This is a genomic window from Fluctibacter halophilus, from assembly GCF_020687825.1.
GTDB classification, from domain to species: domain Bacteria; phylum Pseudomonadota; class Gammaproteobacteria; order Enterobacterales; family Alteromonadaceae; genus Fluctibacter; species Fluctibacter halophilus.
The window spans coordinates 1-20924 of the sequence record NZ_JAJEWP010000006.1; the positions used below are offsets into that span (position 1 = coordinate 1).

Sequence of the window (20924 nt, forward strand, 5' to 3'; positions counted from 1 at the left end):
TTCCTCACTGCGTTCGTTATTTTAGCCAACAATTAAAAGCCCCTGAATGGGGCGTTAACAGTCTGCTATTCACCCAAAGCCCCCATTCACTTTTGAGCTAACCACCGTCCACTACTGGCACTTAGCGTTCTTCCCACCATCAGTCACTGGTCGTCCGCTCTATCGCATTGCCCCGTGAAAATCGATAGCTAGCCTTGCCGTTGCGGCAACAGCGGAGGCTGTCTGACATCAAACAACGAGGATTTAATGATCGAAGTGTGGGTTTCCGCAAGGTCATGAAGCTCGCGCAGGATGTCATCCAGTTCGGCAACATCCACCAGTGCCAGTTTGGCAACGAAGCAATCCTCTCCGGTCACCCGATCACAGGACATGAAGCGAGGTTGTTGTTGGATCATTCGCTCTACCGTGTGCAATTGACCACTGCGAGGTTTGACCCGCACCAATGCCTGCAGGGAATAACCGAGTTCGCGTAGATCAAGTCGCACACCAAACCCGCTAATCACCCCTTGCTCTTTCAATCGGCGCACCCGTTCACCCACGGCCGGGCCGGACAACCCGATCTGCTTGCCGATATCAGCAAAACTGGCGCGAGCGTCCGCATCCAGCGATGAGAGAATGGCGGTGTCTAAATGGTCGAGGCGTTTGGTCATCTTGCATCACCAATGATGAATTTATTAATCATTAGCATAATCTGATCAATAGCGACAATTCAAATGCAGGTGAGCAAAACAACCTTTCATATCACAGTGAATTAACCGAACAGGCAAACGTATAATAAACCTACATTTAATCACTCATCACCCATGTACCCTGGCTATTGAGGAACCATTGGCTGAGCGGTAGCGAGGGTGATCAGACAGCAAGACAAGGATAAAGACATGCGTATTGCAAAAATTGCCGCCTTTAGTCACAACCGTACCGGTGGCAACCCCGCTGGCGTTGTACTGCTAGACACGCCGTTGACGGATCAGGAGATGGCGCGTATTGCCGCCGACCTCGGCTATTCAGAAACCGCCTTTGCCGTGGCACAAGACGGGTCAACACTCGCATGGCGTGTGCGTTATTTTTCACCTCAATCTGAAGTGCCGTTTTGCGGTCATGCGACCATAGCGTTAGGTGCCGCGCTGGGTGAACAGTATGGAAAAGGTCAATATGATCTAACCCTCAATGATGCAGCGATCAGTGTACATGCTCAGCATACTGATGGGGGCTACACAGCTACCCTGACCTCGCCACCGACCCACAGTCGCCCGCTGACGGCTGACGAACGTGCGGAAGCAATGTCCTTGTTTGAACTCAGCGAAATTGATTTCGACCCTCGCCTTGCACCCGCCCGTATACACGGTGGCTCGGACCATATTGTGCTACCACTGCGCAATCGGGAACGGTTGTCACAGATGCACTACCGTTTGGCGGATGGCAAGGCGATAATGGACCGTCATGGTCTGGTCACCATCATGCTCGTGACCATCGAAGATAACCATACCTTTGATGTGCGCAATGCGTTCGCCTCCGGCGGTGTATTCGAAGACCCGGCGACCGGCGCCGCGGCAGCCGCGTTTGCCGGTTACCTGCGCGATGTTAACTGGGAACACGGCGGGCACATCACCCTACACCAGGGCCACGACATGGGTCACCCCTCGCTGATCAAGGTTCAACTCAGTGACGAAAAAGGCAGTCCGGTTTCAGTTTCAGGTGCGACGCGCAGCATTACTGACGATTAGGCAGTGCAAGGTGCATAAACGCCCGTAATCCGCTATGGTTGCGGGCGCAGGCTGAAGACGAATAACTCGGGAGGATCAGGCTGATGGTCGGATTGATTGGCGTGGTGGTGGTTGGCGCAGTGCTGTTGTGTTTATTGCGCCTGCGTGATCGTCATGACGACAGCCGGGCCTGGGCAAGGTTGGCCAGCCTGCAGCCCAAACTACCTGCTCGATTTAACCCGGCGATGCTGGCGACACAAGCAGAGCCGGTGCAGCGCTTTTTCAACTATATGATCGGCCCTGATGCGCCCTTGTATACGGTGGCTGAAATCCACATGCAGGGCCAGTTCAGCCTGGGCAGTAAAGCCAACCCCGACTACAAAGCGATGCGCGCAAAGCAACTGCTGGCCGCGCCTGCAGGGTTTATCTGGCAACTGGTGTTGCCAACCGGGCTGAGAGTGTCGGGTTCCGACACCGAGCGTTGGACCCGCTTTCGTCTGCTTGAATTATTACCCGTGGCGCGCCTGGGTGGCGACCCCGACCACACACTGTCGGCCTATGGCCGCTACATTGCAGAAGCGATCATCTGGTCTCCGGCAGCGGTATTACCCGGCGCGGATGTGATTTGGGAGGCCATTAATGACCACCAGATCCGCGTCACTGTAAGCCATGAGGGATTACGCCAAACCGTCAACATTGACATTGCAGCTGACGGCGCTCCGCAAACCATCACCTTCTTACGCTGGTCCAATGCCAATGCGCAAAAGATCTTCACCTGGCAACCTTTTGGGGCGTATCTGAGTGATTTTCGCGAGGTCTGCGGTTATCGATTACCTCACTACGTTGAAGCCGGCAACCTGTTCGGCACAGAGCAGTATTTCCCGTTTTACAAAGCGCAGGTTACCTCGATAGCCTTTCCGACCCGGTCATCCTGACTTGGCGCCTCAGTCTGGCGCGTCGAGACGGGCCAGGTATTCCGATCGCAACAGGGAGTACATGATCAAATCAACCTGACGACCATTGAACTGTCGCGCGCCGCGCAGCGTCCCTTCACGGCGAAAGCCGCAGCGCTCAAGAATGTGTGCGGACACGTCATTGCCGTCAACAATCACAGCCTGCAGACGGGCGAACGGGGTCGATTCAAAAAACAGTTTTGTCAATAACGACAGTGCTTCACGGGCATAGCCACGACCCCGGTGGCCGCTGAAAATGCGGTAGTACAGTTCACGCCCGTCCATGTAATGGGCCGCTTTAAACAGGCCGGCTTCTCCGACCAACTGTCCCTGCACATCTTCGATCACCAACTTGCCACTGTGATCGTGCCAGAAACCGTGTTCGGCAAAGGCTTGTTGAAAAGACACTTCAGAAACAACCGCCAAAGGCATGTACTCACCGGCGTCAGTGTAGTCATTTGCCAGCGCATACAATGGATCTAGATCAGACGCTCTGACCGTTCGCAGGCGGATTTTCTGTCCTTGCAACATCGGGAGTCCCTCTTATCGTGGCCAGCCAGGCCTACGGCTCTTGTTCCTGCTGATCCAACAGGCGTCCATACAACATTTTGTCCACATCGCTCATGGCGTCGCGGGCACACTTTTTTACGATCCCCGGGCCCACTTTTAATGTCGTGTTGTCCAGGCTCAGAGGCTTGCCACAGCAGGAGCAACACAAGCGCGGATTAGCCACCTCACCACACTCGGTATGCACATATTCGACCGGCACACCGTCATGATCGCACACCCACTTGTCGCCCCACTGGGTGATGGTGATCATCACCGGGTACAAATCCAGGCCCTTCTCTGTCAGCCGGTATTCATAGCGGTTGTAGCGCTCATCGTAGAGGTGCTTAAACACGATTTCTTCTTCAATCAGGCGATTCAGGCGGTCCGTGAGGCGATGCTTGGTGATCCCCAGTGATTGCTGAATATCCGAAAAACGTCGAATACCCAAAAACAGCTGGCGAACAATCAATAACGTCCATCGATCACCGAAGATGGATGTGGCTTTGGCAATCGAACAAGTCTGGGCACTGATGTCATCCCAACGCATGGTCGCACTCCTGAAATAAAACGTTAATGATGATTTTACTTGACAGGTTCCATTTTGCAACCATAATTAGGGTTCCATTATGAAACTATAGTAAGAGGAAACATCATGAGCCTTATCATTACCGCAGGACTCATCAGCGCGCTTATGACAGCACCCCAGTCTGTCCCCGCACATGCGACGCTCAGTCAGTCGACCCTTAAGCAGCAAGCTGTCAGCATGTGCTCACAAGCCGCCACCGACGTGTATGGCGAAGATGCCATCGTCGGCGTTCGCCAACACGTCGAGTGGCAGCGTTCGCCCAGTCGTCTGGCATGGCACAATGGTTTAAACGCGAAAGTCAGAATGGTATTGAGGGTGGATGAGCAGACACTGGCACGGGTTGAATGTGGCGTTGATCAGCGCGCCCAGATCAGCCTGTCTACGCTGACCACAACAGCTCAGGACAGCCACGAACTGTTCGCCAATACCCAACAATGACAGGTCAATCATGGTTGCGAAGTACCAGAAAGGTTGCACCCGTTTGTCAGAATCCTGCAACCTTTCTGAGTACCACCGCGACCAGGGTTAACCGGATGGCATACTGTATCCCGCGATCGTTGTCGCTTGCAGGCTCAAACAGCCACGCTTTTCAAGGCAAAGGGCATGGTTGCCTGGCGTATTGGTTATGGACAGCCAGGCATCGGTACTGATATCCGGGGTCGACTGGCCATTCAACGTAGTAACAATATCACCGGCCTGAACACCTGCAGCACTGGCAGGCAGGTTTGGCATCACGTAACGTACAATGAAACGACCATCAGACAGTTTACGCAGTTCCAAACCGAGTAGATTGAAGCGACTTTGAAACGGCGTTTGTTGCGAAGACGTGCGCAAAATCATTTGCTCACTGAAATAATCGATGATGGTGGTGTAATGTCCCAACAAGGCACTGCCAATGACCCACAATTCGTCTTCATCCTCGGTCTCAATCAGGTGCGTGCGCAAATTGTTTACCTCAAGCGTCCCCAGACGCAATCCCTCCAGACGCATGCGTTGATGCTCCGCCAGACCACTCAGGCCAAAGTCACCGCCCTGCACCGTGACGCCGGGGTCTATGTCTCGGTTGCGTAAATACAACGCACTGAGTTTGAGCACATGCCGACTGCCGGTATCAATCAGGATCGGCTCTTTGCGCCACTGTCCGTCACCTACATTAAATTCGGCATCCACGCTGATCCGGGTCATAAAGGTATCCAATGGCAGGGCCACATCACCCGACTCAACCTCGACCGGGGTATTGGCAACAGTGATACGCCGCTGTTGCTTTTCAAACGTCCAGCGGAAGTGCCGCAGGACATCGTAGCCCAACACGCCGTCAAAAATGACTTCTCTGGGATCGGCAAAATACGGCGTTGAACCGACAGGAATGTAAGCAAGGTTGAGTTTTTCCATCTGGAAAGGGCCAAAATCAACGCTATCCACCTGGGTCTGATAAGCACGGGAACCTTGTTCATCTCCCCATCCGCTCATTGGCAATTCAAACCCCGCTTGGAGTCCTAATGCACGTACCCTTGGGGAATCTGTCAGGATCGAAATCGACGCACCGGTGTCGATCAAAAAGCGAAAGCCGTCAATGCCGTTGATCGCGATATCAATGTAAGGTTTTTCCCCTTCGTAGTGCGCTTTCAGGGCAACCTCAGACGCCGAAGCGGTCCATCGTGGCTCGATATCATCATTGGCACTGCGCATTTTGAGGGCATTGATCACGCCACATCCACTCACCAGCGTCAGCACTATGCCAACGCATAAAAGCTGGCCCATGCTGTTCATAGCGAACCTCCCTGTGCCAGCCCATTGATGCGGCTAAGCAGTCGAATCACCCCGACGGTATTGCCCAAATCGCCTTGCATGATGCCCAGAATGGCATGCACCGCAATCAGCTCTTTTTTAAGCCGCAAACCAGCCTTTATACGTTGCTCCGCTTCCACCACAGCAGCTTCCAGCCCCAGATGGTGATAGGCCAGCAGAACATCCACGGCATGCTCCTCGTCGGTGCGCTCGCGGGCAACCGGCGTATAGCCCAATGATGCGACAACCTCTTCGGCAAGGGCCCATACGGACCAGGGGTTTTGTCCGGTCAGCAGACGATCATCGATGGCTATCTGGGCGAGATAGTCTGGGCCTGTTACCACCTCAGCTTGCTGCTGTGACAACTTGGTTTCGAGCAGAAACGGAAAAATCTCTTGTGCATCGCTTATTAGCAGCAGCTCTTCACTGTTGGTAAAGGCACTGACCCGTTTGTCGGCAACCAGCGGTGTACCGTCAGAAAGGGTCACGTTCACCAGCGCAGCGGGCCCATGACAGACACCGGATACCACATTACCCTGCTCATAAAGCTGGCGTATCAGTGTCTGTAGGTGTGGGTTGTCGGGAAAGTCGAACATTGCGCCTTTACCGCCAACGAAAAACACCGCGCGATACCGTGAGGCATCCAGCGTCGACACCGGCATGCTGTTACGCACTTTTTGTTGTGCCTGGTCGTCATTTAAAAACGCATAGTCAAAATCACCCATATCGTCAGCATCAATCACCGCCGGCGGTGTGCCGCCCAAAATGCTGGCGATCTCAACCGCAAAGCCATTGGCGCTGAACACGTAATAGGCCCGGGCGAGTTCCGACAGTTCATAGCCGGTTGGCTTATCGCTATTGCCCATCACATCCGTGCTGGTCAGGACCATCAGGATAGTGCCGCGGGTCGCGGGCATGGCATTGGCAATGTAGGGAATGTGTGCGGGCATGATATCCGGATTGGCGCGGACATCTCCCTCGATAGACTGTATCAGCCATTGAAAGCCACTGAACGCGGCAATGATGAGGGCAAGGATCACCCCCAGTATGATTTTCCACATAACGTATCTCCTGCTTGGTACAAGCAGGCTACGTCAGGCAATGTAACCGGAATGTCAAATACAGGAAAGAGACCGACTCAGGAGATGCTTTTTGGCCGCGCTGATTAAATCAGCTCTCGGGGAAACTCACTCATGCTTTTGTTCAGCCAGCGGGCATCAAACAACAGTTCTTCGACCTTGGATTGGGCATTGGCCATTTGCCGATCGGTCATTTTCTCGTGCAACTGAAAATAGTCGGCATTGATCTCCGCCCGCTCCTTATCTCTGGCGCTGTATAGCCCTTGCCAGATGGCAGCTTTGTGGAAATCTTCCTTGCGGATGTAGTACTCGATGTAGAACTCATACACCTTGGGTTCGATGTCCGCGATGACGGTTGCGTTAGCAAGCACTTTGCGCGCATAGTCGCGCGCCTTTTCCAGGTCGTGACGGGCCGCTTCATACATCATCGCAATGTACACGTCTGGGTGTATGGACTCCGCCATTTCCACACCGTTTTTGATCGACTCGAGGTAATCGTCATTCTGGGTGTTCTGCCACAACCACAAATTGATTTCCGGCCGTACCAACGAACGGGTGTCAGCCATGATATCCCGCTGTATTTCAGGTATTTTTCGGATTGTCGAAACCTGTGACTGTTTGTCTTTTTTGTTGCGCACGTTCTCCGACACGTATGCATCCTCAAGACATAATCGGTACTTCTCAAGGGTCTTAAGAGCATTGTAAGCATTCAATGAGGAGAGGGTTTCATGGTGTTGGGCAACGGCGCGAATGGTGTCGTTTTTCTGGATCCCGCACAGTGCACCACTGTGTGTCGCATCACACACTTCCGGGTACTTCTCACAAATTTTCCAGATGGAGCTCTCGGCCACGCTCTGTTTCTGACATGCCGATAATAAAAGGGTCATCGACAGAACCACCCATATCCCGAACCGTTTACGCTCACCAACCACTGACCATCGTTCCCAAAGTCACCTAAAAAGTATGACTCAAAAATAGCCTGTCAGCGTTCACTAGTCCAGCCTGTTCCCGTTACGGCGTGTATCTTCCAGCAATCCGGCTTATTGACCCAGATAGCTGGAAAGCTGGTCGACGTGCCCCTTGGTTTGTTCAATCAAGGACGTAATTTGCTCTGCCGAGTCGGTTGAGCTGCTGGCCAAATTGCGCACTTCATCGGCAACAACCGCGAAGCCCCGCCCGGCTTCGCCAGCTCTGGCCGCCTCGATCGCTGCGTTCAACGCAAGTAAATTGGTCTGATTGGAAATATTGTTGATGGAGCCGACAATCGCACTGATCTTATCCAACACCTCTGACATGGCAGCATGGGTCTCAGCAATCACTGCATTCTTGCGAGTGATGTCTTCGGCATAGAACAACACCCGAATCACCTTGCCTTCGGCATCAACAATCGGTGTGCCCTCCAGCTCTAAGGTGATGGCATTGCCATTGGCGTCTTGCAGCCCACAGTTGCGGGTAATATCGTTGCCTTGCAGCGCCTCTTTCCACACGCTGTCACTCAATAATGAAGCTGCGTTACCCAGCAATGCTTTTGCACTATCAAGGTCGCGACAAGCCAGCGCCTTGAGCATCAGTTCGTTGGCAGTGATCAGTTCGCCCTGATGATTCACTTCCATCATCAGGCTATTCTCATTCAGTGCCTTCATCCGCACCGCACTTTCCAGTGCGCGCTTCTTGGTGGCATCAATGTTAGCCTGTACCGCGACGTAATTGGTGAGGTTACCGTTGTCATCAAACACCGGATCAATGGCCAGTGATATCCAGTACGGCGTGCCGTCTTTATGGTAATTAAGGATTTCCTCGTAGAATGGCGTCTGTTTGTCCAGATGATGGCGAATTCGGGCAACGGTTTCCTGACTGGTGTGTTCGCCCTGCAAAATGTGACCGGGCTTTTTGCCTTTCACGTCGGCCAGTGAATAACCCGTCATCGTTTCAAAGCCCGCATTGACATACTCAACCAAGCCCTGATTGTCGGTAATAATAACGGCGTTACTGGTGTTGTTCGCAACCAGAGACAAACGCTTGAACGCCTCTTTGGCATGATATTGCTCGGTGATGTCGCGCACAAACGCCGTATACAGAATACGGTTTTCAAGGGTCACTTTAGACAATGACAGTGACACCCAGATATCTCTGCCATCCAGGGTCTCTACCGGCAAGTCAATCGAAGAGCCGACAACACGGTTCTCACCGGTACGTCGGTTACGGTTCACTTTGTCATCATGGCTATCACGGATTGAGCGTGGCACTAACATTTTTACATTGTTACCCAATACCTGCTCTTTTTTACAACCCCAGATCTTTTCTGCTGCAGCGTTGAAGAAGATGACATTGTTGTGCTCATCAATGGTCACCACGCCATCTACGCATTGCTCCAACGTCTGATTGATCAGTTCTTTGGCATCGCGTTGCTCGGTAACGTCTTTAACGATGGCGGAATACCAACGCTTACCCTCTACAGAGAGTTTGGACAACGACAACGAACACCATATTGTTTTACCTTGTTTGGTTTCGATGGGCAGCTCAATGGTCGTACCGACCAACTTGTCGTTGTCACTGCTGCGGTGCCTGTTAACGTAGCTATCGTGGGCGTCGCGGTGAACTTTGGGCACCAGCATTTTAACGTTCTGCCCCAGCACTTCGGATCGCGTAAAACCCCATAAACGCTCCGCGGCTGCATTGTAGAACACCACGTTGTTGCTTTCGTCTATGGCGATAACCGCATCAATCGATTGGTCGAGAATTTGCTCATGAAAAGACGTTTTATTCGAACCGAAGAGTGACAGCATAACGACTCCTAAAAATTTAGATTTGATACGGCAGCAGACACAGATTGGTTCAGAATCATCTTTTGAGCTGCTCAACAATTGAACCATATGCAACATCAGGGCGTATTACATCGGGTTCAGTAAATGGTTGAGGTGAGTAACATGTGGTGTGCCGATTGTGAGTCCGTGGAAGATTACTTTTTTGATCAGACCTATTTTTGGTTTTTCCTACCCACCACCGAGTCATTCGGCAAGCTGGCAGCGATGTGTGGCGACAGTGGCCTAGAAGCCACTCAGCAACCAAAGAACACCATTTGCGTCAACGTTCAAAACAGTCACATTGGTACTTTCCTGACCAGCTTGAATGGTTGTCTGGCGGGTCCCGAGTTTGGCAAGGCCAAGGTAACCACCACACAAACGTCGGCGATGCCTGATATCGAAGCCATGAGTCGGATGACCACTGCGGAAGTGCTTGTTCGCCGTTACCAGGCCCAATGGATACGTGCGGCGATGGAAAACGACTCCTATCAAAGCTGGTATCAACCCATCGTCCATGCTGACTCTAGCCAAGATGAATTACGCATCTTCGGCCATGAGGCGCTGTTTCGTCTGTTTGATGAGAACCAGCAAGTCATGCCGCCCGGTATGGTGTTCCCGCTGGCCGAGCAAAGCGATCTGCTGTACTCGCTGGACCTCATTGCACGCCGCTCTGCGGTGGAGCATGCTGCCCGGGGAGGATTGAAGGAAAAAATCTTTATTAACTTTAATCCTTCCAGTATCTACGATCCGGCCTATTGCCTGCGCTCTACCGCAGCGGCCATCAATGAACTGGGCCTGAAAACTGAAAACATTGTGTTTGAATTAACCGAAACCCACAAAGCCCGGGACATGAACCACCTCAAGGGCATATTGTCGTTCTACCGCAGTTCCGGGTTTGCAATCGCACTGGATGATATCGGTTCCGGATGGTCGGGCCTCAACCTGATGGCACAGTTGCGACCGGATTTTGTCAAAATAGACATGGAACTGGTGCAGGGCATCGACACCAATATGTTCAAACAAAACATCGTTAAACACCTGATCCAGTTGGCCCATGACAATCGCATCCAGGTCATCGCCGAGGGCATTGAAACAGCCGAGGAAGCCGCCTTGCTCAGAGAACTGAATGCAGATTTTCTGCAAGGTTTCTATTTTGCCAAACCGGCGCCAGTAACAGACCGGCTGTCGGGACGTCAGAATGATGAAATTTCACGCGGGGTTCGGCCGTTATCCCAAGCGGCCAAAACCATGGCCAAGGTCTGAACTGCCAAACAGCAACCATCCAACACAAAAAAGCGCACCGTAGTGCGCTTTTTGTTATTTGATCACTTTAAGATTGGGTCGACCTTTAGCCGGAGGGCGACTCTGGCCTTCGCTGTGCTGGTCAGAGGCTGAAACCGGCGCTGGCGCCGGTGTTGGTGTTTCCTCGGCATCCATCTCGTCTTCAACGGTGAACACCGTACCCGCACCGTTTTCCCTTGCGTAGATCGCAAGCACTGCCCGACAGGGCACATTCAGGATGCGAGGAACGCCACCAAAGCGCGCCTCAAATGACACATCAACATTACCCAACTGCAATTTCCCACACGCAGACGGCGAGATGTTCAGCACAATCTGGCCATCTTTGACGTGTTCCTGAGGCACTTGGGTACCCGGAACAGTTGCGTCCACGACGATGTACGGGGTCAGATTGTTATCCACAATCCAGTCGTAGAACGCGCGCAACAGATAAGGTTGATTGGAAGTCATAGGTCTCCCGTTACAAAGGATCGTGAATTTCGCGTTCCTGATCGGTCAGTGACGCTTTAAATGAGCTGCGAGAGAAGATGCGGTTCATGTAAGCCAACACTTCTTTGCTGCCGGCACCACTCAATGTGATGCCCAAGGCAGGCAAACGCCACAACAACGGTGCCAGGTAGCAATCCACCAGACTGAACTCTTCGCTCATGAAATAAGGTGTTTCTGCAAACAGCGGGGCCAGGCTCAGCAATGCTTCACGCAGTTCATTGCGCTGCGCATCGACATTGCCTTCACCGCGCAGGATGCGCTCGGCAATGGAATACCAGTCCTGCTCAATTCGGTGCATCATCAGACGACTCTGACCACGAGACACGGGGTAAACCGGCATCAAAGGAGGATGAGGGAAACGCTCATCAAGGTATTCCATGATGATGTGTGACTTGTACAGCACCAGCTCACGGTCAACCAGTGTTGGTACCGTGCCATAAGGGTTTAACTCCAACAAATCTTCCGGCAAGTTGCTTGGATCAGTAAAGCTGATCTCAACTCCCACGCCTTTTTCAGCCAATACAATACGAACTTGATGACTATAAATATCAAGCGTGTCAGAAAACAGCGTCATGATAGAACGCTTATTCGTGGCAACAGCCATTCACTATCCTCCAGAGTAAAACATAGGCTCCGAACACACGCTGTTAAACAACAAAGAGCCCTCGGTACGACCGCGGGCTCTTTTTGACGTTTGTCCGAGCAAACTTTTGATGGCCCTGAGCTGCTCAACAAAGGCAACTCAGCCGCGCATTATACCGCAATTTTTGCCGAATTAATGCACATCTCGCCAATATTCTTTCTTCAACAGGTAAACAAACACGAACAGTACCAGAATGAACACCAGCACCCAACGGCCAATGGATTCTGCTTCAAGTCGCGCAGGCTCACCCACGTAGACCAGGTAGTTGACCAAATCCAATACCGCGGCATCGTATTCTTCAGGGCTCAGCTCGCCAGTGCCGTCAGATTTGATACCCACGTATTGGTCGACCATTTCACCGTCGATCAAACGTTTTTCATGGGTTTCACGAGGCAGACCTTGCAGTTCCTGCAAAACGTGAGGCATACCCACGTCTTTGAACACCTTGTTGTTGACGCCGAACGGACGGCTGTCATCGGCGTAGAAAGCGCGCAGGTATGTATAGAGCCAGTCTGCGCCACGCACACGCGCGACCAAGGTCAGATCCGGTGGCGCAGCACCGAACCACTTGGCTGCGCTTTCTTCCGGCATAGTATTGGTGACATGGTCAGTCACTTTTTCACCGGTGAACTGCAGGTATTCCTGACCCATTTCCAGGGGAACACCCATGTCTTCAAATGAGCGTGAATAACGCTGGTACTGTTGCTGGTGACATCCCAGACAGTAGTTCATGAACAACTTGGCACCGTTTTGTAAAGAAGCCTTGTCGGTCAAATCATAGTTGGCTTTGTCCAATGGGACACTGGGTCCGGCGGCCAACGCCAAACCCGGCACCAACAAACAAGCAATCAATAACAATTTCTTCATTTGGTGATCCTCTCTGGTACAGGCTTGGTGTTTTCGTTTTTACTGTACATCCACAGCAGGCCGAAGAAACCGAAGTACATCACGGTCAGAATTTGCGACGCGATGATTTTCCAGTTTTCTTGTGGCGTGCCACCCAGGTAACCCAGGAAGATGAATACGCCAGCAAATACCAACAAGTTCCACTTGTGCAGGCCACAACGGTAACGCCATGAACGCACTTTACCGCGGTCAATCCAAGGCAACAGGGCCAGGGCAATGATGGCGGCAAACATGGCAATAACACCACCCAGTTTGTCCGGTACCGCTTTCAGAATTGCGTAGAACGGCGTGAAGTACCAGACCGGGAAGATATGCTCAGGGGTCTTCAGCGGGTTGGCAATTTCAAAGTTAGGGTGCTCGAGGAAGTAACCGCCCATTTCCGGATTGAAGAACAACACGTAACAGAACAGTGCCAGGAACACGCAGAAAGCGACCAGGTCTTTTAGCACGATGTGCGGGAAGAACGGTACCACGTCATCAATGATGTCGTACTTCTTGGTGTAGTACTCATGCATGGCAAACTTGGTTTTGTCTTCTTCTTTCAACGAGCCTTTCGGACGCTTCACTTCTACGCCGTCAGGGTTGTTGGAGCCGACTTCATGCAGCGCAACAATGTGCAGGAACACCAGGATCACAATCACCAGCGGTAACGCGATGACGTGCAAGGCAAAGAATCGGTTCAGTGTTGCGCCAGAGATCACGTAGTCACCCTGGATCCAAATCACCAGGTCTTCACCGATGACCGGGATAGCGCCGAACAGCGACACGATAACCTGTGCGCCCCAGTAAGACATCTGACCCCATGGCAGCACATAACCCATAAAGGCCTCTGCCATCAGTGCCAGGTAGATGAACATACCGAACAACCACAGCAATTCACGGGGCTTCTGATAAGAGCCGTACATCATGCCGCGGAACATGTGCAGATAGACCACGATAAAGAACGCAGAGGCACCGGTGGAGTGCATGTATCGCAGGATCCAGCCGTACTCTACATCACGCATGATGTATTCAACCGACGCAAACGCACGTTCTGCAGACGGTTCAAAACTCATGGTCAGCCAGATGCCGGTGACAATTTGGTTTACCAGTACGATAGTGGCCAGAAAACCAAACACGTACCAGAAGTTCATATTACGCGGTGCGGGATATTGGATTGCGTGCATGTTCGCAACCCGCATCATGGGTATACGATATTCAATCCAGTCGAGAAGATTTTTCCACATCTTAGGCTGCCCCTTCTTCTGAACCGATGAGTAGAGTTGTATCGTCCAGGTACATGTACGGCGGTACAACCAGGTTGGACGGCGCAGGCACGTTTTCAAACACGCGACCGGCCATATCAAATTTGGAGCCGTGACAAGGGCAGAAGAAACCTTCCGGCACCCCTTCAACACGCTCTTCAAACGCACCGTCTTTCAGATGCTGCGGCGAGCAGCCCAGGTGCGTACAGATACCGACCAACACCAGATACTCTTCTTTCAGAGAACGGTAGCGGTTCTGCGCAAATGCAGGTTGTTGTTCAACCTCGGAGTTAGGATCTTTCAATTGATCTTCATGATTGGCCAGCGACGCCAGCAATTCCGGTGTACGGCGTACAATCCATACCGGCTTACTACGCCACATCACACGGATCAGTTGTCCCGGCTCAATCTTGCTGATATCCACTTCAACGTCAGCACCCGCGGCACGGGCTTTGGCGCTTGGATTCCAGGAACCGATAAACGGAATAGCCACACCAACGACACCCGCCGCGCCTACAACCGAAGTGGCAACGGTCAGAAACCGACGACGTGTATTATCTTGGGGCTGGCTTGCGACTTCAGACGAATCATTCGCATCTGCTGATACTTTGCTCATCCACTTTATCTCCAAGGTCGGATTTAGTGAAACTCTTTGCGCAATCGAACGTCGAAGCTGTCGCGCGGGGTGCGCAGTGGCCGACCTATTGACACAAAAAATTACGGTTTTGTTATTAGCCCGAAATGATAAAAGAAAACCCCCAATAAAGACAAGGAAATACACAATAAAAGCCACAATAACTTGTGGATTCGGAAAGGGATTTTTACAAATGCTTAACGTTTTAAGGGTTTCAACCCCGTAAGGGCTGAACCAATAACAGGGCAGAACGGTAGAAATAAAAAAACCCGGTCGAATGACCGGGTTTTTGAAGCTTGCAATTCTGTTGCGAATTAACGCTTGGAGAATTGAGGACGCTTACGTGCTTTGTGAAGACCAACTTTCTTACGTTCAACACGACGCGCGTCACGGGTAACGAAACCAGCTTTACGCAGTGCAGGACGCAGACTTTCGTCGTACTCCATCAGTGCACGAGTGATACCGTGGCGAATCGCACCAGCCTGACCGCTGATACCACCACCAGTAACGGTGACGTACAGGTCAAACTTGTCAGTCATTTCAACCAGCTCTAGTGGCTGACGAACGACCATGCGTGCGGTTTCACGACCAAAGAACTCATCCAAAGGACGCTTGTTAACCACGATGTTGCCACTACCTGGGCGAATGAATACGCGAGCGGTAGAGCTTTTGCGACGGCCAGTGCCGTAGTATTGAGTATCTGCCATTTTTGTCGCTCCTTAGATGTCCAGTACTTGAGGCTGTTGAGCAGCGTGCTTGTGCTCAGAACCCGCATATACTTTCATTTTGCGGAACATAGCACGACCCAGAGGACCCTTAGGCAACATACCTTTAACCGCTTTCTCAATGATCATTTCAGGCTTGTGGGCCTGAAGTTTTTCAAAGTTGGTCTCTTTCAGACCACCTGGATAACCAGTGTGAGCGTAGTACATTTTGCCCTGTGCCTTGTTACCGGTCACAGTCACTTTCTCAGCGTTGATAACAACGATGTAATCACCGGTGTCAACGTGAGGGGTGTACTCAGGCTTATGCTTACCACGCAGGCGGCGAGCGATCTCAGTCGCCAGGCGACCCAATGTTTTGTCAGTGGCGTCTACCACGTACCAGTCACGTTTTACCGTCTCTGGCTTTGCAACAAAAGTTTTCATAAAAACTTACCCGAAAAATCGTTTTAAACGTTACAGATGTTTTCTGTCCGGCCTTACGGCAACTGCCAGAAAACCACTTAAACCAACCTGTCGACCCCTTCGAGTCCGTTGATTTTTCCGCTCATACAAGCGGGAGTAACTGGGCAGGGCGCGCATTATACAGCAATGACCACAAAAGGCGAGTAGAAATTTTGCGCAACCAAACGGCCGGGAGTAAATGTCACGAAACGGTTGCTGTTTGGTCATTTTAACGTCACCCCAAAAGCCCATGCTAGTGGGGGCTGAAGAACCATTATCAGATCAAAGAACCATTCAATAAATCCGCCAAACCTGACCAGCCAATCAAGTTATCTATTTGTATTCACTTGATATTTTTTTTAATTGATCGTTCAATTAACTGTCACCTAATCGTCACATTTCACCCGTAAGGTGAGCCACGAATTTCACATTAGAACCATTAGGGAACACACATGAACAACACTCTACTGCCACGCAAAAGCGTGCTGAGCCTGGCGATTGTGGGCGCACTATCGAGCCCGGTCATGGCACAGGAAGCCCCTTCCGAAGAAGGCGCTATGGACGAAATCATTGTTATCGGTCGTAGCGTTTCCTACGCCAATAACGCCACCGATGAAGCGATGATCAAGCAACAGTCGAGCATGACCAGCGCTCTGGCGGTGATTGATAACCTGCCCGGCGTATTGATCAACGAAGGCGACACCTTTGGCACCGATGACTGGTCTACCAGTATTTCAATCCGGGGTTTTCAGACCAACCTCGACGAACAACAAATCGGCATGACCGTCGACGGCATTTCCAACGGTAACTCCAACTACGGCGGTGGCGCCAAAGCCAACCGCTACATCGACACTGAAAACCTGCGCAATGTTGAAGTGTCACAGGGTACATCCGACATCAGCTCCCGCTCCAACGAAGCGCTGGGCGGCACCTTAAACTTCACCACCATCGAGCCGGGCACAGAGCAGCAGATGATCGTCAGTGCCACCATCGGCGACTTCCAGGCGCAGAAACTGTACGCCCGCTTCGAAACCGGTGAACTGGCAGAGAATACCTATGCCTGGATCAGTGCATCGAGCATGGAAAATACCGACTGGATCAACGGTGCGGCGGAGAACACCCGTACCCACCTGGCCGCCAAGCTGACCAGTATGATTGGTGATCTGGACCTGACTGCCTACCTGTCGTATGACGATGTTCACGAAGACAACTACCAGCGCATTTACGGTCTTGCCCAATATGCTGAAAACCCTGAATGGGATGGCCTGACCGCGGATTGGACCGGTATCCCATACCAGGACCAGGCATACCGCAAAGGCTGGTCAACGCTGCGCGAAAACCTGTTCGGTTACTTGCAAGCGACCTATCAGCTTGGCGAGGTGATGCTGAAAGGCAATGTCTACTTCCACGATAACGAAGGCCGAGGTGACTGGGTTCCTCCCTATGTGGTTGATGTGATCAATGATGGCGCAGGCAATCCGCAAACAGAGGTGCTATCCAACGAGCCGATTCGGGGTGGGTCTGCGATTGGCCAGATCTATTTCGTCGATGCCAACGGCGTTCAACTGGCACCCATCGAAGGTTGCCAGAGCAGCATCTCCTTCCCCTATGGTGGTGCAGGCCCGGAGTATGATCCTGGCTGTTATGCGCAAGGTGCCATTCCGGTAGGTTCATACCGCAACTCTCATTACAACAAGTCTCGCGTAGGTTTCAACGGTGATTTCGAGTGGATGACCTTCGTCGGTGACATGGAAAACACCCTGCGCGGTGGTATCTGGTATGAAAACTACCAACGTGAAGAATACCGTGACTGGCACAAGATCATTGACTCTGCCACCAGCTACGAATTTGATCACGTACCTTACTGGATCCAATACAGCCGCGAATACCCGGTGGATACCACCATGCTGTACCTGGAAGACACCCTGCGTGTTGGCCCGGCAACCCTGCGTGCCGGTGTGAAGAAATTCATGGTTGAACTGGAGCGCAACGACAAATTTGGTGAAACGCCATCGGTCACCGTAGACTCCGATTCCGATCTGCTGTTTACCGCAGGTGCGGTGGTGGAGACACCGATCGACGGACTGGAAGTGTTCGCGGGCTATGCCGAGAACTTTGCCGCCATCAAAGATGAAGTGCTGGAACGGGATGCATCTTCATTAGCTAACATCGACCCTGAAACCGCCGACAACATCGACGTCGGTCTGCGTTACAGCTCTGACAACCTGCAGTTGAACCTGACCTACTATGACATCACCTTTGAAAATCGCCTGACCTTCATCGCACCGGATTCCGACTCTGGCATTGACTACCTGGTCGGTACCAACGGTGTTTTCCGCAACGTTGGCGGGGTGGAGTCAAAAGGTATCGAGGCGTCACTGAGCTATTTCCTGACTGACGATTTAACCGTGTTCGCGTCCTATACCAACAATGATTCGACCTATACCGGCAGTACGATCACCGACGAAGACGGTGATGCCATCGAAGTAGGTTTCCCCAAAGGCAATACGGTCCTGGGCTCGGCGGAAGACATGTTTGTGGTGACCTTTGACTGGCAGCGCGACAACTACTTTGCCGGTCTGTCCAGCAAGTATGTCGGCGAGCGCTACATCGATGGCGCGAATAGCGCCAAAGTCGATGCCTACACGGTCAGTGATTTCTATGCCGGTGCTACCGTGGACATGAGTGCGTCGAGCGGTCTGCAAAGCCTGGAATTCCGCCTGACCATCAACAACCTGTTCGACGAGAACTACCTGGGCACCATTTCTAACGGTGCTGGCTGGCTGGGTGCGCCGCGCACGGCTGCCCTGAATGTGAAAGCCACGTTCTAAGTCGTCCCACAAAAGCCCGTCAACCTCCCTGGCGTTGACGGGCTTTTTCTTATCCGGAGCACACTATGCGACGTTTCATTTTGTTGCTACTTGCCCTGAGCAGTATGGTGCAGGCAGCCCCCAACCTGATTGTGGTTACCCTCGACGGTGTGCGTTGGCAGGAAGTGTTTTATGGCGCCGACCCGGCCCTGATCAATCACCCTGACTACGTCGATGATACGGAATCTTTGCGACAGGCATTTTGGCACGAGGATGCTGATAAGCGTCGCCAAAAACTCATGCCGTTTACCTGGCAGACCCTCAATCAGCAAGGCGCTCTGCTCGGTGACCGCCGACGAGGTTCGCACATGCGCGTTGCCAATCAGTGGGTGTTTTCCTACCCCGGGTACAACGAAGTGTTCAGCGGCCAACCGGATCCGACCATCAATACCAATGCCAGTAAACCCAACCCCAACGTTACCTTTGTTGAATACCTGCAACAACGGGACGATTTTGGTAACAATCTGGCCGTGTTTGGCAGTTGGGATGTGTTTCCGGCCATTTTTAATCGGCAGCGCAGCGGTTTACACATCAATGCCGGCTTTCAGTCGGCACACAGCTACGCGCTGAGCGACAAAGCCCGCTGGCTAAATGCCCTGCAACGAGATATCCCTAGTCCATGGCACAACGTGCGCCTGGATGCGTTTACCATGGGTTTTGCCCTTGATTACCTGGCTCAGGAAACACCCCGTGTGACCGTGATCGCTCTTGGCGAGACAGATGATTTCGCTCACGATGGTAACTATGCAGCCTATTTACAGGCGTTGAAGCGCAATGACCAGTTGCTGGCCAGGCTGTGGGATTTTCTCAACGATCACCCCTTTTACCGGCAACAAACCAACCTATTGATCACCACCGATCATGGTCGCGGCAATACGCCGGAGGGTTGGCCTCACCACGGCTCAGCCGAAGCCGTAAAGGGGTATATGGCCTCGCTCAAACGTTTTAGTCAGGGTATTCCCGGTTCTGATCAAGTCTGGTTAGCCGCCATCGGCCCGGACATCAAAGCACGTGGCCTGATCACGACAGACACCCCAGCTACCCTTTCACAGGTGCCTGCCACTGCCTTGACCCTGCTGGGTATTAACCCGCACGATTACAACCCGGCAGTCGCCCCGCCCATACAGGAGTTATTAAAACCATGACATCACGATTATTGAGTGCCTGCTTACTGGCGTTTGCAACCCAAGCCAATGCAACCACCTTGCTGTTTGGTTCTTGTGCTCACCAGGATGAGCCGCTACCTATATTGCGCCACATTGCCGAGCAACCAGCGGATGCCTTTGTGTTCTTGGGCGACAACATCTACGGTGACACGGAAGACATGGCGGTACTGGCGGCCAAGTACCAGAAGCTGGGCAACAACCCCAACTTTCAGGCACTACAGCATGCCATGCCTGTGCATGCTATCTGGGATGACCATGACTACGGTGAAAACGATGCCGGTGCCGAATACCCGCAAAAAGAAGCATCCCGTCAAATCATGCTGAATTTCTGGGGCGCCCCCAAAGACAGCCCACGGCGCTCGCGCCCCGACGGTATCTACACCGATTTCTTCATCGGAGAAGGCGAACAGCGGATCCACGTGATCCTGCCCGATCTGCGCTGGAACCGTGCGCCATTGAACGGGATGGGTAAAATCGAATACGTCCTCAAACGTCGGCCCGACAACCGCGGTCCCTATTCACCCAGTGAAGATCCCACCGCTTCGATGCTCGGTGAGGCACAATGGCAATGGCTGGAAAACGCCATCAAGCAACCCGCGGCGCTGACCATCATCGGTTCCAGCTTGCAGGTTCTGCCTGATTTTACTGGCTGGGAGGCATGGGTGAATTTTCCTGCCGATCGACAGCGCCTGTTTAACGTAATCAGAGAAAACAACATCAACGGCGTCATGCTGATCAGCGGCGACACCCACTGGGGTGAAATCAGCCGCTATGACACTGAACTCGACTATCCTCTGTGGGAAGTAACCAGCTCCGGTCTGACGGAAGAATGGAAGCAGATCAGTCCCAACAAACATCGAATTGGCGACGCGACCCACACCAACAACTACGGATTTGTGACCATCAACACCGAGGTGGAACAACCCTTTGTGCATGTGGGGTTGAAAGATGCTGCCGGTAATATCCTGATGGCACAAAAAGTATTATTGTCCTCACTGCGTCCCTACTGACCCCACTTTTTTTATCACAGGATTGTGCCGCCCAG

General features: G+C 52.3%; 21 protein-coding genes. 7 read left to right on the forward strand and 14 right to left on the reverse strand.

The genetic code is table 11. The features are described 5' to 3' along the window. Positions 1-188: 188 nt before the first annotated feature. The gene (locus LJ739_RS15960) at positions 189-650 is read right to left on the reverse strand and encodes an Lrp/AsnC family transcriptional regulator (RefSeq protein ID WP_229162119.1); all 462 of its coding nucleotides are present in this window, start codon (positions 648-650) and stop codon (positions 189-191) included. A gap of 228 nt (positions 651-878) precedes the next feature. Here LJ739_RS15960 and LJ739_RS15965 point away from each other — a divergent pair, with 228 nt between their 5' ends. Together LJ739_RS15965 and LJ739_RS15970 are read left to right on the forward strand one after the other, a co-directional pair. Beyond that, entirely contained in the window at positions 879-1724 is an 846-nt protein-coding gene (locus LJ739_RS15965) for a PhzF family phenazine biosynthesis protein (RefSeq protein ID WP_229162121.1), read from the forward strand. An 83-nt stretch (positions 1725-1807) separates the two neighbouring features. After that, a complete protein-coding gene (locus LJ739_RS15970) occupies positions 1808-2638 on the forward strand; it encodes a DUF6544 family protein (protein ID WP_229162122.1) in 831 nt (276 codons plus the stop codon). A gap of 9 nt (positions 2639-2647) precedes the next feature. Here the strand turns inward: LJ739_RS15970 and LJ739_RS15975 are convergent, their stop codons facing one another. Further along, complete coding sequence (locus LJ739_RS15975) at positions 2648-3187, reverse strand: GNAT family N-acetyltransferase (protein ID WP_229162124.1); 540 nt, start codon at positions 3185-3187, stop codon at positions 2648-2650. Between the two features lie 31 nt (positions 3188-3218). Continuing rightward, on the reverse strand, positions 3219-3752 hold the full coding sequence (locus tag LJ739_RS15980; RefSeq protein WP_229162126.1) for a winged helix-turn-helix transcriptional regulator: 534 nt from the start codon (positions 3750-3752) through the stop codon (positions 3219-3221). Between the two features lie 105 nt (positions 3753-3857). Between LJ739_RS15980 and LJ739_RS15985 the strand changes: the two genes are divergently transcribed. Next, positions 3858-4229: a hypothetical protein gene (locus LJ739_RS15985; RefSeq protein ID WP_229162128.1), complete on the forward strand. Its 372-nt coding sequence runs from the start codon at positions 3858-3860 to the stop codon at positions 4227-4229. An 87-nt stretch (positions 4230-4316) separates the two neighbouring features. Here LJ739_RS15985 and LJ739_RS15990 read toward each other — a convergent pair whose 3' ends face one another. From LJ739_RS15990 to LJ739_RS19085, 4 genes are all read right to left on the reverse strand, one after another. Further along, the gene (locus LJ739_RS15990) at positions 4317-5561 is read right to left on the reverse strand and encodes an aspartyl protease family protein (protein ID WP_229162130.1); all 1245 of its coding nucleotides are present in this window, start codon (positions 5559-5561) and stop codon (positions 4317-4319) included. Next, positions 5558-6640, reverse strand: coding sequence for a type 1 glutamine amidotransferase domain-containing protein (locus LJ739_RS15995; protein ID WP_229162131.1), 1083 nt, complete (start codon positions 6638-6640; stop codon positions 5558-5560). Before LJ739_RS15995 ends, LJ739_RS15990 begins: the two co-directional genes overlap by 4 nt. 104 nt (positions 6641-6744) lie before the next feature. Continuing rightward, a complete protein-coding gene (locus tag LJ739_RS16000; RefSeq protein WP_229162132.1) occupies positions 6745-7545 on the reverse strand; it encodes a DUF2989 domain-containing protein in 801 nt (266 codons plus the stop codon). A gap of 153 nt (positions 7546-7698) precedes the next feature. After that, complete coding sequence (locus LJ739_RS19085) at positions 7699-9444, reverse strand: PAS domain S-box protein (RefSeq protein WP_267494431.1); 1746 nt, start codon at positions 9442-9444, stop codon at positions 7699-7701. A 141-nt stretch (positions 9445-9585) separates the two neighbouring features. On the opposite strand from LJ739_RS19085, the gene LJ739_RS16015 reads away from it, so the two are divergent. Beyond that, complete coding sequence (locus tag LJ739_RS16015) at positions 9586-10725, forward strand: EAL domain-containing protein (protein WP_229162133.1); 1140 nt, start codon at positions 9586-9588, stop codon at positions 10723-10725. A 54-nt stretch (positions 10726-10779) separates the two neighbouring features. On the opposite strand, the gene LJ739_RS16020 is transcribed toward LJ739_RS16015, so the two are convergent. From LJ739_RS16020 to rplM, 7 genes are all read right to left on the reverse strand, one after another. Beyond that, positions 10780-11211 (reverse strand): ClpXP protease specificity-enhancing factor, encoded by a 432-nt coding sequence (locus LJ739_RS16020; RefSeq protein WP_229162134.1) that lies wholly within the window; start codon positions 11209-11211, stop codon positions 10780-10782. 10 nt (positions 11212-11221) lie between these two features. Further along, positions 11222-11854, reverse strand: a complete 633-nt coding sequence (gene sspA, locus LJ739_RS16025; RefSeq protein WP_229162135.1) for a stringent starvation protein SspA — start codon at positions 11852-11854, stop codon at positions 11222-11224. Positions 11855-12025: 171 nt separating this feature from the next. Beyond that, positions 12026-12760 (reverse strand): cytochrome c1, encoded by a 735-nt coding sequence (locus tag LJ739_RS16030; protein WP_229162136.1) that lies wholly within the window; start codon positions 12758-12760, stop codon positions 12026-12028. Then, positions 12757-14025 carry a cytochrome b gene (locus tag LJ739_RS16035; RefSeq protein WP_229162137.1) on the reverse strand — a complete coding sequence of 423 codons (1269 nt, stop codon included), beginning with the start codon at positions 14023-14025 and terminating at the stop codon, positions 12757-12759. The genes LJ739_RS16030 and LJ739_RS16035 overlap by 4 nt, the downstream gene beginning before the upstream one ends. A gap of 1 nt (position 14026) precedes the next feature. Continuing rightward, positions 14027-14659: a ubiquinol-cytochrome c reductase iron-sulfur subunit gene (petA, locus tag LJ739_RS16040; protein WP_229162139.1), complete on the reverse strand. Its 633-nt coding sequence runs from the start codon at positions 14657-14659 to the stop codon at positions 14027-14029. A 332-nt stretch (positions 14660-14991) separates the two neighbouring features. After that, positions 14992-15384, reverse strand: coding sequence for a 30S ribosomal protein S9 (gene rpsI / locus LJ739_RS16045; RefSeq protein WP_229162141.1), 393 nt, complete (start codon positions 15382-15384; stop codon positions 14992-14994). Positions 15385-15396: 12 nt separating this feature from the next. After that, a complete protein-coding gene (rplM, locus tag LJ739_RS16050) occupies positions 15397-15825 on the reverse strand; it encodes a 50S ribosomal protein L13 (protein WP_229162143.1) in 429 nt (142 codons plus the stop codon). Positions 15826-16295: 470 nt separating this feature from the next. Here rplM and LJ739_RS16055 point away from each other — a divergent pair, with 470 nt between their 5' ends. The 3 genes from LJ739_RS16055 (at position 16296) to LJ739_RS16065 (ending at position 20889) form a co-directional block, all read left to right on the forward strand. Further along, complete coding sequence (locus LJ739_RS16055; RefSeq protein WP_229162144.1) at positions 16296-18674, forward strand: TonB-dependent receptor domain-containing protein; 2379 nt, start codon at positions 16296-16298, stop codon at positions 18672-18674. A 65-nt stretch (positions 18675-18739) separates the two neighbouring features. Then, positions 18740-19858, forward strand: coding sequence for an alkaline phosphatase family protein (locus LJ739_RS16060; RefSeq protein ID WP_229162147.1), 1119 nt, complete (start codon positions 18740-18742; stop codon positions 19856-19858). After that, positions 19855-20889 carry an alkaline phosphatase D family protein gene (locus LJ739_RS16065; protein WP_229162149.1) on the forward strand — a complete coding sequence of 345 codons (1035 nt, stop codon included), beginning with the start codon at positions 19855-19857 and terminating at the stop codon, positions 20887-20889. Before LJ739_RS16060 ends, LJ739_RS16065 begins: the two co-directional genes overlap by 4 nt. Positions 20890-20924 lie beyond the last annotated feature (35 nt).

Excerpts from the sequence above, each read along its gene's own strand:
- LJ739_RS15960 (WP_229162119.1), bottom strand. The coding sequence starts at position 650 with ATGACCAAACGCCTCGACCATTTAGACACCGCCATTCTCTCATCGCTG.
- LJ739_RS15965 (WP_229162121.1), top strand. The coding sequence starts at position 879 with ATGCGTATTGCAAAAATTGCCGCCTTTAGTCACAACCGTACCGGTGGC.
- LJ739_RS15990 (WP_229162130.1), bottom strand. The coding sequence starts at position 5,561 with ATGAACAGCATGGGCCAGCTTTTATGCGTTGGCATAGTGCTGACGCTG.
- LJ739_RS15985 (WP_229162128.1), top strand. The coding sequence starts at position 3,858 with ATGAGCCTTATCATTACCGCAGGACTCATCAGCGCGCTTATGACAGCA.
- LJ739_RS16020 (WP_229162134.1), bottom strand. The coding sequence starts at position 11,211 with ATGACTTCCAATCAACCTTATCTGTTGCGCGCGTTCTACGACTGGATT.
- LJ739_RS16000 (WP_229162132.1), bottom strand. The coding sequence starts at position 7,545 with ATGACCCTTTTATTATCGGCATGTCAGAAACAGAGCGTGGCCGAGAGC.
- LJ739_RS16035 (WP_229162137.1), bottom strand. The coding sequence starts at position 14,025 with ATGTGGAAAAATCTTCTCGACTGGATTGAATATCGTATACCCATGATG.
- LJ739_RS19085 (WP_267494431.1), bottom strand. The coding sequence starts at position 9,444 with ATGCTGTCACTCTTCGGTTCGAATAAAACGTCTTTTCATGAGCAAATT.
- LJ739_RS16060 (WP_229162147.1), top strand. The coding sequence starts at position 18,740 with ATGCGACGTTTCATTTTGTTGCTACTTGCCCTGAGCAGTATGGTGCAG.
- LJ739_RS16030 (WP_229162136.1), bottom strand. The coding sequence starts at position 12,760 with ATGAAGAAATTGTTATTGATTGCTTGTTTGTTGGTGCCGGGTTTGGCG.
- LJ739_RS16065 (WP_229162149.1), top strand. The coding sequence starts at position 19,855 with ATGACATCACGATTATTGAGTGCCTGCTTACTGGCGTTTGCAACCCAA.
- LJ739_RS15970 (WP_229162122.1), top strand. The coding sequence starts at position 1,808 with ATGGTCGGATTGATTGGCGTGGTGGTGGTTGGCGCAGTGCTGTTGTGT.
- LJ739_RS15980 (WP_229162126.1), bottom strand. The coding sequence starts at position 3,752 with ATGCGTTGGGATGACATCAGTGCCCAGACTTGTTCGATTGCCAAAGCC.
- petA (WP_229162139.1), bottom strand. The coding sequence starts at position 14,659 with ATGAGCAAAGTATCAGCAGATGCGAATGATTCGTCTGAAGTCGCAAGC.
- rplM (WP_229162143.1), bottom strand. The coding sequence starts at position 15,825 with ATGAAAACTTTTGTTGCAAAGCCAGAGACGGTAAAACGTGACTGGTAC.
- LJ739_RS15995 (WP_229162131.1), bottom strand. The coding sequence starts at position 6,640 with ATGTGGAAAATCATACTGGGGGTGATCCTTGCCCTCATCATTGCCGCG.
- LJ739_RS15975 (WP_229162124.1), bottom strand. The coding sequence starts at position 3,187 with ATGTTGCAAGGACAGAAAATCCGCCTGCGAACGGTCAGAGCGTCTGAT.
- LJ739_RS16055 (WP_229162144.1), top strand. The coding sequence starts at position 16,296 with ATGAACAACACTCTACTGCCACGCAAAAGCGTGCTGAGCCTGGCGATT.
- rpsI (WP_229162141.1), bottom strand. The coding sequence starts at position 15,384 with ATGGCAGATACTCAATACTACGGCACTGGCCGTCGCAAAAGCTCTACC.
- sspA (WP_229162135.1), bottom strand. The coding sequence starts at position 11,854 with ATGGCTGTTGCCACGAATAAGCGTTCTATCATGACGCTGTTTTCTGAC.
- LJ739_RS16015 (WP_229162133.1), top strand. The coding sequence starts at position 9,586 with ATGTGGTGTGCCGATTGTGAGTCCGTGGAAGATTACTTTTTTGATCAG.